Here is a 16,806-nt window from a genome sequence, read left to right on the forward strand (position 1 = left end):
GAGGCCGGTGCAGGCAAAGCAGATACCTGCAGCCCACACCGGCCTCTTCGCAGCACAAGGCTGCCCCTACAAAAAACCGCGTCAACCTTCAGCTTGCATGGTGCCTCTCGACACAGGAAGCTATGCCCATCGACCGACAGGAGATCGAGCCTTGGACTGGCATACCCTGCTGACCCGCGAACGCCTGGGCAAAGCCCTGTACAGCCCCGAAGAACTCGGGCGCAGCCCCTTCCACAAGGACCACGACCGGATCATCTTCTCCGGCGCCTTCCGCCGGCTTGGGCGCAAGACCCAGGTACACCCCGTCTCCAGCAACGACCATATTCACACGCGCCTGACTCATTCACTGGAAGTCAGCTGCGTCGGCCGCTCGCTCGGCATGCGGGTGGGCGAAACTTTGCGTGACAGCCTGCCGGACTGGTGCGAGCCCAGTGACCTGGGGATGATCGTGCAATCGGCCTGCCTGGCCCACGACATTGGCAACCCACCGTTCGGCCATTCCGGCGAAGACGCCATCCGCCACTGGTTCCAGCAGGCAGCAGGGCGTGGCTGGCTGGACGACATGAGCGACGACGAGCGTGCCGATTTCCTCAACTTCGAAGGCAACGCCCAAGGCTTTCGCGTCCTCACCCAACTGGAGTATCACCAGTTCGACGGCGGCACCCGGCTGACCTACGCCACCCTCGGTACTTACTTGAAGTACCCCTGGAGCGCCCGTCATGCCGATGCCCTGGGCTACAAGAAACACAAGTTCGGCAGCTACCAGAGCGAACTGCCACTGCTCGAACAGATCGCCCGCAAACTGGGCCTGCCACAATTGGAGGACCAGCGCTGGGCACGCCACCCTCTGGTCTACCTGATGGAGGCCGCAGATGACATCTGCTACGCGCTGATCGACCTGGAAGACGGCGTGGAAATGGAATTGCTGCAGTATGCGGAAGTCGAGGCGCTGCTGCTCGACCTGGTGGGTGACGACCTGCCGGAGACCTATCGCCAACTCGGCCCCCGCGACTCGCGCCGGCGCAAGCTGGCGATCTTGCGCGGCAAGGCCATCGAACACCTGACCAACGCCGCCGCCCGCGCCTTCGTCGAGCAGCAAACGGCGCTGCTTGGCGGGCACCTGAGCGGCGACCTGGTCGAGCACATGCACGGCCCGGCCAAGCACTGCGTACTGCAAGCCAAAGACATGGCGCGCAACAAGATCTTCCAGGATAAACGCAAGACCCTGCACGAGATCGGCGCCTACACCACGCTCGAGATCCTCCTCAACACCTTCTGCGGCGCGGCCCTCGAACAGCACGGCGGCCGCACACCGTCGTTCAAGAGCCGCCGTGTACTCGACCTGATTGGCAACAATGCACCGGACCCGCACGCCTCACTGCACAGCGCGTTCCTGCGCATGATCGACTTCATCGCCGGGATGACCGACAGCTATGCCAGCGAAATGGCCCGCGAAATGACCGGGCGCTCCAGCCCGACCTGAGCCAGACAGGTGCAGCCTGTGCTCAGGCGCTCGCTGCACCTGTCTACCTAGGAAACTTCCTACCTATGCCCGTCACTGATAAACAACACGACTAACAATCAATGAAAAGTTACCAAACAAGGTTTGACATCGAGTTTCCTACGCTCATTGCGTAGCCCGATTTGTTTTATCCTGTAAGCCATTTCCCATATAGGGCTAATAGCCCTTCCTCGCATGCCCGATGACTTCCAACTGGGATAAGGTGCCAGCCGTCACCCTCACTCGCCCGCAGGGAAGTTGAACATGCATTCCGTATTTATAGTCGACGACCATCCCGTTATCCGTCTGGCCGTCCGTATGTTGCTGGAGAATCAGAACTACAAGATCGTCGGCGAATCGGACAATGGCGTAGATGCCATGCAGATGATTCGAGAGACCACGCCCGACCTGGTCATCCTCGACATCAGCATCCCCAAGCTAGACGGGCTGGAGGTACTTTCCCGCTTCCAGGCCATGTCCCTGCCACTGAAGGTGCTGGTATTGACCGCCCAGTCCCCGGCGTTGTTCGCCGTGCGCTGCATGCACTCGGGCGCTGCAGGCTATGTGTGCAAACAAGAAGACCTGAGCGAACTGCTCAGTGCAATCAAAGCCGTGCTGGCCGGGTATAACTATTTCCCCAGCCAGGCCATCAAACACAATCAGACGGTCAATGCAGACCTGCAACTTTTCCGACAGGTCAATGACCGTGAATTGATGGTGTTGCAACTTTTCGCTCAAGGCCGAAGCAACAAGGAAATCGCCAAGGGCATGTTCCTTAGCAACAAGACGGTCAGCACCTACAAGAAGCGCCTGATGCACAAACTCCAGGTCGACACCTTGGTGGACCTGATCGAAATGGCCAAACGCAACGCGCTGGTCTGAGGGTTTCATGGCGCGCCTTCTCGCCCGGCTGTTACTCGCCCTGGCGCTGTTCAGCGCTGGGGCCCAGGCCCACCAACACAGCGCTTCTGCCTACGCACTGCTGGCACGTTCACCGGCAAAGCCAGCTCCGCTTTCGCTCACGCCCCAACAACACCAATGGCTCGAAAGCCGTCACGAGCTGGTGCTGGGCACTTCAGCACCCGACTACCCGCCTTTCGACATCACCAGTGGCGGGCGTGACTATCAAGGCCTCACCGCCGAATATGCCAACCTGATCGGCCTCGCCTTGCAGTTGCCGGTGCGGGTGCTGCGCTTTTCAAACCGTCAGGCTGCCGTTGATGCACTGAAACGCGGCGACATCGACCTGCTCGGCAGCGCCAATGGCTATGAGGCAACCACGGACGGCCTGGCACTTTCGCACCCTTACGCGGTTGACCAACCGGTGCTGGTCACCCGTGAAAACGAAGGCCGCGCACTGGACATGGGCCTGGAAGACATGCGCCTGGGCATGCTCTACCACTACCTGCCAAGGCAGGAGGTTGGCAGCGCCTACCCGAAAGCCCATCTGCTGGCGTTCGGCTCGTCTTCCCAAGCCTTGAATGCCGTGGCATTCGGCCAGGCCGACGTGTTCATCGGCGACACCATCTCCACCCACTATCAACTCAACCGCGGCCACCTGCCTGGCCTGCGCATTGCCAATTTCAGCAAGCACGAAGCCATCGGCTTCAGTTTTGCCGTGCGCCAGCAGGACACGCTGCTGATGGAGCTGGTGAACGCCACGCTCGACAGCCAGTCCGCCACCTTGCGCACCAGCATCTTCAAGCGCTGGAGTGCAGGCAGCGACCTGCTGTTGACCGACCGCAAGCTGCAACTGACGAAGACTGAGGAGTTCTGGCTGCAACGCCACCCCGTCATGCGCGTGGCGATCGACGACACGGCAGCCCCGGTGTCCTTCTTCGACAGTTCAGGCTATTTCAGGGGCATCACTGCCGACCTGCTGGAGCTCATCCGCCTGCGCACGGGCCTGCGCTTCGAGGTGCAGCGTGCCAGCGGTATCGCCGACATGATCGCCCGGCTCAAGGACGGCCGGGCGGATGTAATTGCGGCGCTCACCACCGATGGCGTGGCCAAGCAGACCCTGCAAATCAGCCGACCCTACCTGGACAGCGTCTATGTGCTGGTCAGCCTCGCTGACAAGGGGCAATTCGCCTCCCTGGAACAGCTGAAGGACCGACGGGTCGCGATTACCCGATACAGCGCGATGGACGTCATGCTCTCCAAGCGCTATCCGCGCATTGGCCGGATCGAAACCGAGAGCACCTTCTATTCCATGGCCTTGCTCAAAAGCGGCGCGGTGGATGCCGTGATCACCACCTTGATCGATGCCAACCATGCTGTGGCCGCCAACCCTGACCTGGTCATACGCACCACGGTCGGCAGCGAGCCTGCCAGCTACGCCATGGCAGCCAGCGACCAGTCGCCGACTCTCGTTTCGATTCTGGACAAAGCGCTGTTGAGCATTTCGCCGGAAGAACTGGGGGTGATCAATAACCGCTGGCGTGGCTACAGCCTGCATGACGACAGCACCTGGCAGAAATTTCGCCGGCTTGCCTGGCAAGTGCTGCTGGGCACCGCGCTTCTGTTGCTGCTGGCACTGATCTGGAATGCCCGCCTGCGCCTGCAGATCAGGCAGCGGCAAAGCGCCGAGCGGGCATTGAACGACCAACTGGCGTTCATGCGTGCGCTGCTCAACGGCACCCCCCACCCCATGTATGTGCGTGACCGTGAGGGCTGCCTGCAAAGCTGCAATGACAGTTACCTGGAGGCTGTACAGGCCTGTAACGAGGAAGTCATGGGCAAGCACCTGGAAGAAAGCCTGTTCGCTGACCGCGAGCAGACCCGCCAGATCCACGCTGACTACCTGAAGGTCATGGCGGCAGGCACTCCGCTGATCATCGATCGCCCCTTGCGGGTCAAAGGCCGGGAAATGACCATCTACCACTGGATACTGCCGTACCGTGACTCGCTGGGCGAGGTACAAGGCATCATCGGCGGCTGGATCGATATCAGTGACCGCCGCCAGCTGGTGCTGGAGCTGCGCCAGGCCAAGCAGCAAGCCGAGGATGCCAACCGTGCCAAGAGCACGTTCCTGGCCACCATCAGCCATGAAATTCGCACCCCGATGAACGCGGTCATCGGCATGCTGGAGCTGGCCGTCAAACGCGCCGACCAAGGGCGGGTGGACCGCTCCGCCCTGGAGCTGGCCTATCACTCGGCCAAGGACCTGCTGGGGCTGATTGGCGACATCCTCGACATCGTGCGCATCGAATCCGGGCACCTGTCACTGGCGCCAGAACCGGTCGACCTGGCGGCGCTGGTCGAGTCGGTGGGGCGCATCTTCGATGGCCAGGCACGGCAGAAAGGCCTGGCGCTGGAAGTGATCATCGAGCCATCGGCTCGCTGCCATGCACTGCTCGACCCGCTGCGCTTCAAGCAGGTGTTGTCCAACCTGGTCAACAACGCCATCAAGTTTACTGAACATGGCCAGGTGCGCATCTGCGTCTGTTTGCAGGACGAAGGCACGCCCTCCTCCCCGATGCTCGAACTGGAGGTGCGTGACAGCGGCATCGGCATTCACGCCGATGACCTGCAGCGCCTGTTCAACCCGTTCATTCAGGCCAACCCGCACAGCCCAGGCGCCCGTGCGGGGACCGGGCTTGGGCTGGCCATCTGCCGAACCCTCTGCGACATGATGGGCGGCACCTTGACGATCAAAAGCCTGGAGGATGTTGGCACCCAGGTTCGCCTTAAGATGCCTTTGCAAACCGTCAGCGCCGTGTCGGTCGGGCTGCCGGTTATCGAGAACCTCGACGTGCCCGATCCACGCTTGAATGTGCTGGTGATCGACGACCACCCCGCCAACCTGCAGTTGATGGCCCAGCAGCTGGGCTACCTGGGCCTTGGCCATACGTGCGCCAGGGATGGCCGCGAAGGCCTGAGCAGCTGGCGTGCCGGCACCTTCGATGTGCTGGTGCTCGACTGCAACATGCCGCACATGAACGGCTATCAACTGGCCAGTGCGATACGTGCTGAAGAACGGCAACGCGGGCGACCGCGCTGCACCATCCTCGGCTATACCGCCAACGCGCAACCCGAGGTCATGCGCAAGTGCCTGGATGCCGGCATGGATGACTGCCTGCTCAAACCCATCAGCCTGAGCACCCTCAGCCAGCGCCTGGCCGGCCTCAAGCCGCAGAGCCGGCAGCCATGGCGACGCAAGCCCTTTGACCTGAATGGCCTGGGCGCGATCGTCGGGCCGGACCCAAAGGACCGCGAACGTTTTCTCACGGCGCTGCACCAGAGCCTGCGCACCGACCTGATGATCTTGATGGACCTGCCCCCCGACGACGCCGCCGCCGTTGCCGACCAGGCGCACAAGATTCTCAGTGCCGCACGCCTGCTGGAAGCCACGCAGCTGATGGCGGCGTGCGAAGCGCTGGAAAACATGGGTTTAACAACCCCGCAACGTCTGCTAAGGCGTCAGGCGCTGGCACGGCACATGCGCCGCGTGGAAATGGCCCTGGCTGGAGAGCTTGCAGGTACCGACGAACGTCAATCAGGAAGGCAGCCAAACGCCGAAGCTGGTAGACTGCGCGGCGATATTACCTAAGAGGATTGTTTCATGGCCACTAACCGCTCCCGTCGCCTGCGCAAAAAGCTGTGTGTCGACGAGTTTCAGGAATTGGGCTTCGAGCTGAACCTGGACTTCAAGGAAGATCTGGATGACCAGGCAATCGATGCATTCCTCGATGCCTTCCTGACAGAAGCCATGGACGCCAATGGCCTCGACTACGTAGGCGGTGACGATTTCGGCCTGGTGTGCTCGGCCAAACGCGGTTCGGTCAGCGAAGAACAACGCGCTGCCGTCGAAGCCTGGCTCAAAGGCCGTGGCGAACTGACCAAGATCGAAGTCAGCCCACTGCTCGACGCCTGGTATCCGGACAAGCCGATCAACGCGGCTGAGTGATACCTGCGCGGTACCCAGCGGCTTGAACGCTGAAAAGGCCACCCTTTGCGGTGGCCTTTTTTGTGGGTGGCGTTTTCCGTCGAACGTGGCCCATCGTGGCTACGCTTGGGGCATAATGCGCGTTCTATTACGTTCTGGGGCCATCATCTCTTACAGCCCCAATGTCCTTTTCCCTCGCCGCAGGGTATTTACTGAATATGATCAAAACGCTCCGTCCCCTCGTTCTCGCCGGCCTGCTGCTGCCCTTCGCCTTGCCCAGCCAGGCCGCCGCCGTCAATACCAGCCTGCCGCCCAAGGTGCAGCAGGCGCTGAAAGCCAACAAATTGCAGGACACCGCGCTGTCGCTGGTGATGCTGCCGCTGGATGGGCCTGGCGCGGCGACGGTGTTCAATGCCGATGTGTCGGTAAACCCGGCCTCGACCATGAAACTGGTCACCACCTACGCGGCCCTGGAACTGCTCGGCCCGACCTTCCAGTGGAAAACCGAGTTCTACACCGACGGCACCCTGAGCAACGGTGTGCTCAACGGCAACCTCTACCTCAAAGGTGGCGGCGACCCCAAACTGAACATGGAAAAACTGTGGCTGCTGATGCGTGACCTGCGCGCCAACGGCGTGCGCACCATCACCGGTGACCTGGTGCTGGACCGTAGCCACTTCGTGCAGCCTAACCTGCCGCAGTTCAACGATGACGGCGGTGACGTCAACAAGCCCTTCCTGGTCAAACCCGACTCGCTGCTGGTCAACCTCAAGGCGCTGCGCTTCGTTGCCCGCAACGATGGCGGCAAGGTGACGATCGCGGTCGAACCGCCGATTGCCAACATCCGCATCGACAACCAGGTCAAAGCCGTGGCGTCCAAGCAGTGCACCGGTGACGTGCGCTACAACCCTGTGCAACAGGCCGATGGTGTCAGCGTGGTGGTCAGCGGCCAGCTGGGTGATGGCTGCAACTCGCAGACCTACCTGTCGCTGCTCGATCACCCGGCCTACGCCGCCGGTGCCGTGCGGGCGATCTGGAACGAGCTGGGTGGCAGCATTCAGGGCAGCGATCGCGTCGAGAACGTCCCGAAGAGCGCACGCCTGCTGGCACGGGCCTTCTCGCCTGACCTGGTGGAAGTGATCCGCGACATCAACAAATACAGCAACAACACCATGGCCCAGCAACTGTTCCTTAGCCTGGGCGCGCAGTTCCGTACCGATGCCGATGGCGATGACGCCCGCGCGGCGCAACGTGTAGTGCGCCAGTGGTTGGCGAAAAAGGGCATCACCGCGCCACACCTGGTGATGGAAAACGGCTCCGGCTTGTCGCGCGCCGAGCGCGTCAGCACCCGCGAGATGGCGGCGCTGCTCCAGGCTGCCTGGAAGAGCCCCTACTCCGCCGAGTTCATCAGTTCCATGCCGCTGGTGGGCATGGACGGCACCATGCGCAAGCGCCTGAAACGCACGGCAATGACCGGTGAAGGCCATATCAAGACCGGCACGTTGAACACCGTGCGCGCCATCGCAGGCTTCAGCCGTGATAGCAACGGGCATACCTGGGCAGTGGCGGCGATTTTGAACGACCCGAAACCGTGGGGGGCATCGCAGGTGCTGGACCAGGTGCTGCTAGACCTGTATCGCCAGCCGAAGCTGGGTGCGAGCGCTGCGGCCAACTGAGGGTAGGAGCGGCCTTGCGTCGCGAAAGGGCTGCCCAGCGGCCCCCTGATTTCAGTGTTAACGCATAAAGTGCGGGGCCGCGTTGCGGCCCGTTCGCGACGCAAGGCCGCTCCTACACGAGGCTCAGGTCAACTCCGCTTCGACCCGGTCCCGTCCTGCCTGCTTGGCCGCATACACCCCGGCATCCGCCCGCAACAACAACGCGTCAGCCCCCTCTCCTGGCCGCCAGCCCGCCACACCAAAGCTCGCCGTCACCTCGCCCACGCCCTCGATCGGGACGTTGCGCACGCTTTGCCACAGCTCAAGCGCCAGCAACCGCGCCTGCTCGGCATCGCTGCCTGGGCACAGCACCATGAACTCTTCCCCACCCAACCGGCAGAACACGTCGGTTCGCCGCAGGCGATGGCCGATGCGCTGGCACAGGCTGCGCAGCACCAGGTCGCCCACCGCATGGCCGAACTGGTCGTTGATGCGCTTGAAGTGATCGATATCGAGCATGATCACCGCCAGCGCCAGGCCATCGCGCTGGGCGCGGTCCAGCTCGGCCTTGAGCCGCTCCTGGAAATAGCGCCGGTTATGGATACCGGTCAGTGAATCGGTCACCGACAGGGCACGCAACTCCTCCTCCACCCCCTTGAGGTCGGAGATGTCGGTCAGGTAGCCATGCCACAAGGTACATCCCGCCTCACCCACCTCCGGGGTCGCCTCGCCACGCACCCAGCGCAACCCCGCCCGCGGCAAGCACACCCGGTATTCTTCGCGCCACGGCGTAAGGTGGTCGGCGGAATAGCCCACCGAACGGCGCACGCGCTCCAGGTCATCGGGATGAATGCGCTCGAACACCACCGTGGCATCCTCACGCAACTGCTGCAGGTCGACCTCATAAATGTCGTAAAGGCCTTTGCTGGCATACGGAAAACAGGAATGGCCATTGGCATCCAGGCGGTACTGGTAGATGCCGCCCGGCACTTCGGCACTGAGTTTTTCCAGCAGCCGGTCACGCGCGGCCAGCGCCTCGTGCACCCGGCGCCGCTCGGTGACGTCGATGCAGATGGCCAGGTAGCCAACCCACAGCCCTTGTTCATCGAGCATGGCGGTAACCAGCATGTTGGCCACAAGGTGACTGCCATCGGTGCGTACCAAGGTCCACTCGCCAGGCTCTTCACCCCTTTCCTGCACCGTTTCGGCAAACATGGCCTGGCCGCCGGCGATGTGGCGCCCGTAGCGCAGGCTCAAGGCGTGGGCGCGCTGGCTGAGCTCGTCGGGCAATACCAGGTCCTCGAGGCGCAAATGGCCGATCGCCTCGTTGGCCGAATAGCCGAGCATGCGCTCGGCACCGGCATTGAAGGTGCTGACCACCCCCTTGAGGTTGGTGGCGATGATCGCCACCTGAGTCGCTGCATCCAGCACGCTGCGCAGCTGGTTGTGCGTACCGCGCAAGGACTGTTCGCTGACCCGCAGCTCGGCCGTGCGCTGCTCGACCAGGGTCAAGGCGCGCTGGCGCTGGCTGAACAGGTTGTAGAGCAAGGCACTGAGCAGCATGCTCAACAGCCCGCCCAACAGGCCGACGGTCAGTGCCGCCGAAGAATGATTGGCCTTCAGAAAGGCCTGGCTCGGCCGGATAAGCAACTGGAAAGGGTGATCGGCCAAGTACAGCAACTGGCTGCTGGCCAGGGCCAGGGGCGCGGCCTCATTCCGTGAGTCGAACACCACTTCCGGCCCTTTCAGCCCGGAAGGGTCTTCGATGCGCACGACCAGGTTGTCATCGGTTGCCGCTGGCAAACCATCGCTGATGAGATCGCGCAGGTTGAGCAACGCAATCACATAGCCCACCGCCGCGCCTTGGGGGGCGGCGTCGGAGAACACCGGTGCCACCATCAACAGGCCGCGTGCATCCGCTGCCGGCCGAACAGCGCCAGTCTCCAATATGGCCAGAGGTTCTGACACCGCCATGCTGCCAGGTTCCAACGCACGCGCCAGGGTGGCTTGCCGCGCACCTTTGCCAGCCAGGTCAAGCCCGTAAGGAAGCGCAGGCGCGTCTGTCGACTGGGTGAAGCGCACAGGAAAGTAGTGATCACGCAGGGGCGCCGGTTGCCAAGTGCCCTGCGCATCCTGATCGCGGATCACATAGTCCTGGCCCAACCAGGTAGCGGTGCTGTGCTCGAATTCGGCGCGCTGCGCGGCCTCGACCCGCGGCGCCCAAGCGTAAGCCAGGGTGCGGCGCAACAAGGGCCGTGCGTAGCCCTCGAATTCGCGGGGGGTAACCTCGTTGGAGAAGCTGAAGAACCGCCGCAGCCCGTCCAGGCGCTGCTGCTGATCGTCAAAGCGCTCAGCGATGCGGCTGAAGCGCTCGCTGGCCAGCAGCTCGAAGCGCTGGCGCAACTGCTGCTTATAGAACGCCTGCGCGGCAAGTGCCAGGACGGCCGACAACAGGCAGCCGGCCACCAACGCTACCAGCGCCACCGCCCACGCGGACACGCCTTCCGTGCACAGGCCAAGTAACCTCGCACGCACGCCAAACTTGGACATACACCCATCTCGTCACGTCAGCGTCCTGCGGATTATCTTGCCCTGGCATCAGTTATAGCTATTGGCCACTAGCTGCGCAATGTACCTCGTCGCCTCAACGCAATTGCAGGCGCCACGCCCGGTGGATGCGGTTGTTGCGGGCGAAGTCCGGGTCCAGGGTCTGGGCGCTGATTTCCTCCACCGCATAGCGCGCCATCAGGTGCTCATCGAGCTGGAACTTGCGGAAGTTGTTGGAGAAATACAGCACGCCACCCGGCGCCAGGCGCGCCATCGCCAGGTCGAGCAGCTGCACATGGTCACGCTGAACGTCGAACACCCCTTCCATACGCTTGGAGTTGGAGAAGGTCGGCGGGTCGATGAAAATCAAGTCATAGCTGTCACGGTTGGCTTCCAGCCAGGCCATCACATCGCCCTGCTCCAGGCGGTTACGCTCGGAGAAGCCATTGAGCGCAAGGTTGCGCCGCGCCCAGTCCAGGTAGGTTTTCGACAGGTCGACGCTGGTGGTGCTGCGAGCACCGCCCTTGGCCGCATGCACGGTGGCCGTGGCGGTGTAGCAGAACAGGTTGAGGAAGTGCTTGCCGGCGGCCTCGCGCTGGATGCGCATGCGCATCGGGCGATGGTCGAGGAACAAGCCGGTGTCGAGGTAGTCAGTGAGGTTGACCAGCAGCTTGACGCCGCCTTCGTTGACTTCCTGGAAGCGCCCCTCGGTGGCTTGGCGCTCGTACTGGCGGGTGCCGCTCTGCCGCTCACGGCGTTTGAGCACCACGCGCTGAGGGGAAATACCCAACGCCTGCGGGATCGCCGCCAGTGCATCGAGCAGGCGCGCCTGGGCCTTTTCCGGGTCGATCGAACGTGGCGCGGCGTACTCCTGCACGTGCACCCAGTCGTGGTAAAGGTCGACTGCCAGGGCGTACTCGGGCATGTCGGCATCGTACAGGCGGTAGCAGTCGACCTGCTCGCGACGGGCCCACTTGCCCAGTTGCTTGAGGTTCTTCTGCAGGCGGTTGGCGAACATCTGCGCGCCTTCCGACAAACGCGCCGGTTCACTGGCCTGCGGCTCCTGACGACGGGCATCGGTGGGTTCAGCCTGGGCGTCACGGCGCTCGCCAGTCACGAACTGGTCAGGCTGCACCTTGAACAGCAGCAGCTTGCACGGCAATGCACCGTTCCAGAAGGCGTATTGCTTGTGGCTGCGAATGCCCATGCGCTTGCCCAACTCCGGTGCCCCGGTGAACACCGCGGCTTCCCAGCCCATGCACGCCTGGCGCAGACGCTCGCCAAGGTTCTGGTAGAGGTACAACAGGCTGGCTTCGTCACCCAGACGCTCGCCGTATGGCGGGTTGCTGATCACCAGGCCTTTCTGGTTCTGGTCAGGCCGCGGCTCGAAGGTGCTGACCTCGCCCTGGTAGATCTTGACCCAGTCGCTCAGGCCCGCGCGCTCGACGTTGTTGCGCCCCGGCTGGATCAGCCGCGGGTCGGCCTCGTAGCCACGGATCCACAGCGGTGGCTTGGCCAAACCGGCCTGCGCACGCGCTTGCGCCTCGTCGTGAACCTTGCGCCACAGTGCCGGCACATGGCCAAGCCAGGCACTGAAGCCCCAGCGTTCGCGCTTGAGGTTAGGGGCGATGTCGGCGGCGATCATGGCGGCTTCGACCAGGAAGGTACCCACACCGCACATCGGGTCGGCCAGGGCGCCGCCTTCGGCAGCGATGCGTGGCCAGCCGGCGCGGATCAGCACGGCTGCCGCGAGGTTTTCCTTGAGCGGCGCGGCGCCTTGCTGCAGGCGATAGCCGCGCTGGTGCAGGCTGTGGCCGGACAGGTCGAGCGAGAGAATCGCCTCGCCACGGTCCAGACGCAGGTGCACGCGCACATCCGGGTCGATCTTTTCCACCGACGGGCGCAGGCCTTCGCGGTTGCGCAGCTTGTCGACGATGGCGTCCTTGACCTTGAGCGCACCGAAGTGGGTGTTGTCGATGCCCGAGCCATGGCCACTGAATTCCACCGCAAGGGTGCCGTCGGCCGCCAGGTGGTCTGCCCAGTCAACCGCGTTGACGCCGTCGTAGAGGTCGTCGGCGTTCTTCATGTTGAAGCGCTTGAGAACCAGCAACACCCGGTTCGCCAGGCGCGACCACAGGCACAGGCGGTAGGCGGTTTCCATGTCGGCGGCGCCGCGAATGGCCGAGGTGTGCTCACGCACTTCATCGAGGCCGAGGCCCTTGGCCTCTTCAGCGAGCAGGCCTTCCAGGCCTTTGGGGCAGGTGAGGTAAATTTCGAAACGGTCCGACATGAGTATTCCAGAGCCTTGGGCTATTTGACTGACGAGGCGACGCATCGCCCCGCGATGTTTGCCCGAACACCCTTCCAGCAGGCATCCGAGTGGCCACTGCCTGCGCGCAATTGTGCAGCGCAACAACCGGGCCGCCTGACCGACCAGCACTTCACCAGGGGCAAAGACAGCTTAGATCATCAGGCAGTATTAAAAATTCGAGCGATGCAGGGGCCGATGTGACCCTTCGTCGCATTTCAAAATAATTCTGTCATGGCGCAGCGACGCTGGCGAAATGACTTCAATGATTGGCAAACCCCAATCATTGCGGGCTCAGCGACAAATAAGGTTGAGTCGCATTTATTTACTTATCCCTTCACCCTTAGAAACGTTACGTCCTTATGACAAATTGATCATTCACACTGTGACGCGCATTCGTTAGAAATGGTCTCAGGCCGCTTCGCAACGAGGCGGCACCTTCAGCTCGCCACGCCGGCAGCGAGCGCAAACCGGCAGAAAGACTCTGCCCGGCCTCGGAGAGGCCGACGGGACATTACAGTCAACAAGTGAGGGCAACACCCTATGAGAAGACTTAAGCGTGATCCGTTGGAAAGAGCATATTCACGTGGCTACCAATACGGGGTCACCGGCAAATCCCGCGAACTTTGCCCTTTCAATCTTCCTTCTGTTCGCCAAGCCTGGATCAACGGCTGGCGCGAAGGTCGCGGTGATAACTGGGACGGCATGACTGGCACCGCTGGCATCCATAGACTCAACGAAAATCACGCCGTTGGCTGATCGAGGACACTGAATTCGATTTACCAAGCACGCCCCATCCGGGCGGCGGGCGAAGGCCCAGGGGCCCCTTGATGGGGCCCTTTTTATGCCCGCGATTTATGCGCGTGGCAGAGCGGCAATCGCATCGACCGATTCGCGAATCAGCGCCGGCCCCTTATAAATGAAGCCCGAGTAAATCTGTACCAGGCTGGCACCCGCAGCGATTTTCTCGGCGGCGTGACGCCCCTCGGTAATGCCACCCGCCGCAATGATCGGCAGCTTGCCGCCCAGTTCACCGGCCAACACCTTCACCGTGTGGGTGCTCTTCTCAAGCACCGGCGCCCCCGACAAGCCACCGGCTTCGCCGCCATAAGGCAAGTGCTCGACGCCTTCGCGGCTCAGGGTGGTGTTGGTAGCGATCACCGCATCCATGCCCGATTCCATCAGCGCAGCAGCCACCAGTGCGGTTTCTTCGTCGCTCATGTCTGGGGCGATCTTGATCGCCAACGGCACGCGCTTGCCGTGCGTGACTGCCAACTGCTCACGGCGCTCGGCCAAGGCATCGAGCAACTGCTTCAGCGAGTCACCAAACTGCAGGCTGCGCAGGCCCGGTGTGTTCGGCGAGCTGACATTGACGGTGATGTAGGTGGCTTCGGTGTAGACCTTGTCCAGGCAGATCAAGTAATCATCGACCGCCCGCTCGACCGGGGTGTCGAAGTTCTTGCCGATGTTGATGCCCAGTACGCCGTTGTAGCGCGATGCCCGCACGCGTTCGAGCAGGTGATCGACGCCCAGGTTGTTGAAGCCCATGCGGTTGATGATCGCCGTTGCCTCTGGCAGACGGAAAATCCGCGGCTTCGGGTTGCCGGGTTGCGGGCGCGGCGTGACGGTACCGATCTCGACGAAGCCGAAGCCCAGTTGGGCGAAGCCGTCGATTGCCGCGCCGTTCTTGTCCAGGCCAGCGGCGAGGCCCACCGGGTTGGCAAAGTTCAAGCCCATGACCGACACCGGCAACGCCGCCGGCTGTTTGCACAGCATGCCGTTGAGGCCGAGACGGCCACCGGCACCGATCAGGTCCAGGGACAGGTCGTGGGAGGTTTCCGGGGAAAGCTTGAACAGCAGCTGGCGGGCCAGGGTATACATGGGCGGGCAAGGCTCGGGGTGAATGAGGGGGCGATTATAGCCAGCGCACGGCTGGCATGACAGTAAATCCTCGGGCCGCTTGGCACATGCGTTGCTTCGCTCACCACACACTGCCTTTTCAGTACGGGCGAGGATCCTTGTGAACACAGCACCCCGAGCAACGCCCCTGGCCTGGGTCAACGGCAGCGACGCACCGGAAAAAACCAGCCTGAACATTGGCTTCATGGCCCTGACCGACTGCGCCTCGGTGGTGGTCGCCGCCACCCAGGGCTTTGCCCAGCAACACGGCCTGACCCTCAACCTCAAGCGCCAGGGCTCTTGGGCGGGACTGCGCGACAAACTGGTCAGCGGCGAGCTGGATGCTGCGCACTGCCTGTATGGCCTGGCCTATGCCGTGCACCTGGGCATTGGCGGTGTGCCCGCCAGCGACATGGCTGTACTCATGGGGCTGAACCAGAATGCCCAGGCCATCAACCTGTCCCCGGCTCTGCAACGCAAAGGCGTGACCAGCCCTGAGGCATTGGCGCGCCTGGTGCACCAGCAGGGTGCACGCCTGACCTTTGCCCAGACCTTCCCCACCGGCACCCACGCCATGTGGTTGTACTACTGGCTGGCGAGCCAGGGCATCCACCCGCTGCGCGATGTCGACAGCGTGGTGGTGCCGCCAGCGCAGATGGCCGCGCATATCCAGGCTGGCCGCATCGACGGGTTTTGTGCAGGCGAACCTTGGGCGGCGGATGCCGTCGCCAAGGGCCAGGGCTTCACCCTGGCAACCAGCCAGTCGATCTGGCCAGACCACCCGGAAAAGGTGCTCGCTTGCGCCCGCGCCTTCGCCGAGCAGTACCCCAACAGCGCCCGCGCCCTGATCAAGGCGATCCTCGCAGCCAGCCGCTTCATCGAGCAAAGCCCCGAGAACCGCCGCAGCACCGCGCAATTGCTCAGCGGCAGTGCTTACCTGGACACGCCGACGAGCACTATCGAGCCCCGCCTGCTGGGTGACTACCAAGACGGGCTGGGCAACCAGTGGCAAGACCCCCACGCTTTGCGCCTGTTCGACCAGGGCCGGGCCAACCTGCCGTATTTGTCCGACGGCATGTGGTTCATGACCCAGTTCCGCCGCTGGGGACTATTGCGAGACGACCCCGACTACCTCGGCGTGGCCAGCCAGGTTCAGCAACTGGCGCTTTACCACGAAGCGGCAGACGCCCTAGGCATAGCGTGCCTTGAGCAACCGATGCGAAGCAGCCTGCTGATCGACGGTACCCGCTGGGACGGCAGCGACCCCTACGGCTATGCCCGCAGCTTCAGCCTGCACGCCTTGGGCGACACACCCGAAGCCCGCGTTGGCCTGTGAGGGGGATGAACATGCTGCGTATCCTGCTGATCGACGACACTCAAAACAAACTGGGCCGGCTCAAGGCTGCCTTGAGCGAGGCCGGTTTCGACGTGATCGAAGCCCCTGGTCTGACCATCGATTTGCCCGCCTGCGTCGAAACGGTGCATCCGGACGTCGTGTTGATCGATACCGACTCACCGGACCGCGACGTGATGGAACACGTGGTACTGGTCAGCCGCGACCGACCGCGGCCTATCGTGCTGTTTACCGACGAGCATGACCCCGGCGTGATGCGCCAGGCAATCCAGGCGGGGGTCAGCGCCTATATCGTCGAGGGCATTCATGCTGCGCGTTTGCAGCCGATTCTGGATGTGGCCATGGCCCGCTTCGAGAGCGACCAGGCCCTTAGGGCGCAGTTGCTGGCGCGTGACCAGCAACTGGCCGAACGCAAGCGGATCGAACAGGCCAAGGGCCTGCTGATGAAGATGAAAGACTGCAACGAAGAGCAGGCCTACACCCTGATGCGCCGCCAGGCCATGAGCCGCCAGCAGAAGCTGATCCAGGTGGCCGAGCAGATCATCGCCATGCACGAGATGCTGGGTTGATGTGCTCGACATGAGATTTTTGGGGCCTGTCAGATCGAGCGCCGCGCGGGCGGCGCTCGATCTCATGGGCGCAGAAAATGCCGAG

11 protein-coding genes are annotated in these 16,806 nt (G+C 62.8%); 8 read left to right on the plus strand and 3 right to left on the minus strand.

Translation table 11 applies throughout. The features are described from left to right. Positions 1–151: 151 nt before the first annotated feature. The 5 genes from OO306_RS25985 to dacB all read left to right on the plus strand — a co-directional run bounded on the left by OO306_RS25985 (position 152) and on the right by dacB (position 8,065). Complete coding sequence (locus OO306_RS25985; protein WP_027596658.1) at positions 152–1,483, plus strand: deoxyguanosinetriphosphate triphosphohydrolase; 1,332 nt, start codon at positions 152–154, stop codon at positions 1,481–1,483. A gap of 282 nt (positions 1,484–1,765) precedes the next feature. Beyond that, positions 1,766–2,383 carry a response regulator transcription factor gene (locus OO306_RS25990; protein WP_027596659.1) on the plus strand — a complete coding sequence of 206 codons (618 nt, stop codon included), beginning with the start codon at positions 1,766–1,768 and terminating at the stop codon, positions 2,381–2,383. Positions 2,384–2,390: 7 nt separating this feature from the next. Continuing rightward, positions 2,391–6,053: a transporter substrate-binding domain-containing protein gene (locus OO306_RS25995; protein ID WP_265970235.1), complete on the plus strand. Its 3,663-nt coding sequence runs from the start codon at positions 2,391–2,393 to the stop codon at positions 6,051–6,053. A gap of 12 nt (positions 6,054–6,065) precedes the next feature. Then, positions 6,066–6,410, plus strand: coding sequence for a YggL family protein (locus tag OO306_RS26000; protein WP_265970236.1), 345 nt, complete (start codon positions 6,066–6,068; stop codon positions 6,408–6,410). Between the two features lie 197 nt (positions 6,411–6,607). After that, positions 6,608–8,065, plus strand: a complete 1,458-nt coding sequence (dacB, locus tag OO306_RS26005) for a D-alanyl-D-alanine carboxypeptidase/D-alanyl-D-alanine-endopeptidase (protein ID WP_027596661.1) — start codon at positions 6,608–6,610, stop codon at positions 8,063–8,065. 123 nt (positions 8,066–8,188) lie between these two features. Here dacB and OO306_RS26010 read toward each other — a convergent pair whose 3' ends face one another. Next, positions 8,189–10,594: a GGDEF domain-containing protein gene (locus OO306_RS26010; protein ID WP_265970237.1), complete on the minus strand. Its 2,406-nt coding sequence runs from the start codon at positions 10,592–10,594 to the stop codon at positions 8,189–8,191. Between the two features lie 94 nt (positions 10,595–10,688). Then, on the minus strand, positions 10,689–12,881 hold the full coding sequence (rlmKL, locus tag OO306_RS26015) for a bifunctional 23S rRNA (guanine(2069)-N(7))-methyltransferase RlmK/23S rRNA (guanine(2445)-N(2))-methyltransferase RlmL (protein ID WP_085273658.1): 2,193 nt from the start codon (positions 12,879–12,881) through the stop codon (positions 10,689–10,691). 561 nt (positions 12,882–13,442) lie between these two features. Here rlmKL and OO306_RS26020 point away from each other — a divergent pair. Beyond that, positions 13,443–13,658: a ribosome modulation factor gene (locus tag OO306_RS26020; protein WP_003248687.1), complete on the plus strand. Its 216-nt coding sequence runs from the start codon at positions 13,443–13,445 to the stop codon at positions 13,656–13,658. Between the two features lie 96 nt (positions 13,659–13,754). Here OO306_RS26020 and OO306_RS26025 read toward each other — a convergent pair whose 3' ends face one another. Further along, positions 13,755–14,780, minus strand: a complete 1,026-nt coding sequence (locus OO306_RS26025; RefSeq protein ID WP_027596664.1) for a quinone-dependent dihydroorotate dehydrogenase — start codon at positions 14,778–14,780, stop codon at positions 13,755–13,757. Positions 14,781–14,919: 139 nt separating this feature from the next. Between OO306_RS26025 and OO306_RS26030 the strand changes: the two genes are divergently transcribed. Together OO306_RS26030 and OO306_RS26035 are read left to right on the plus strand one after the other, a co-directional pair. Further along, positions 14,920–16,134, plus strand: a complete 1,215-nt coding sequence (locus tag OO306_RS26030; protein ID WP_265970238.1) for a CmpA/NrtA family ABC transporter substrate-binding protein — start codon at positions 14,920–14,922, stop codon at positions 16,132–16,134. 11 nt (positions 16,135–16,145) lie between these two features. After that, positions 16,146–16,721 carry an ANTAR domain-containing response regulator gene (locus OO306_RS26035; protein ID WP_027596666.1) on the plus strand — a complete coding sequence of 192 codons (576 nt, stop codon included), beginning with the start codon at positions 16,146–16,148 and terminating at the stop codon, positions 16,719–16,721. The last annotated feature ends 85 nt before the right edge of the window (positions 16,722–16,806 follow it).

It is taken from the genome of Pseudomonas sp. DCB_AW, assembly GCF_026240895.1.
Lineage (GTDB): Bacteria > Pseudomonadota > Gammaproteobacteria > Pseudomonadales > Pseudomonadaceae > Aquipseudomonas > Aquipseudomonas kermanshahensis.

Bases quoted from the DNA above. Each gene is read 5' to 3' on its own strand.
- OO306_RS25990 (WP_027596659.1), top strand. From the start codon at position 1,766: ATGCATTCCGTATTTATAGTCGACGACCATCCCGTTATCCGTCTGGCC.
- OO306_RS25995 (WP_265970235.1), top strand. From the start codon at position 2,391: ATGGCGCGCCTTCTCGCCCGGCTGTTACTCGCCCTGGCGCTGTTCAGC.
- OO306_RS26000 (WP_265970236.1), top strand. From the start codon at position 6,066: ATGGCCACTAACCGCTCCCGTCGCCTGCGCAAAAAGCTGTGTGTCGAC.
- dacB (WP_027596661.1), top strand. From the start codon at position 6,608: ATGATCAAAACGCTCCGTCCCCTCGTTCTCGCCGGCCTGCTGCTGCCC.
- OO306_RS26010 (WP_265970237.1), bottom strand. From the start codon at position 10,594: ATGTCCAAGTTTGGCGTGCGTGCGAGGTTACTTGGCCTGTGCACGGAA.
- rlmKL (WP_085273658.1), bottom strand. From the start codon at position 12,881: ATGTCGGACCGTTTCGAAATTTACCTCACCTGCCCCAAAGGCCTGGAA.
- OO306_RS26020 (WP_003248687.1), top strand. From the start codon at position 13,443: ATGAGAAGACTTAAGCGTGATCCGTTGGAAAGAGCATATTCACGTGGC.
- OO306_RS26025 (WP_027596664.1), bottom strand. From the start codon at position 14,780: ATGTATACCCTGGCCCGCCAGCTGCTGTTCAAGCTTTCCCCGGAAACC.
- OO306_RS26035 (WP_027596666.1), top strand. From the start codon at position 16,146: ATGCTGCGTATCCTGCTGATCGACGACACTCAAAACAAACTGGGCCGG.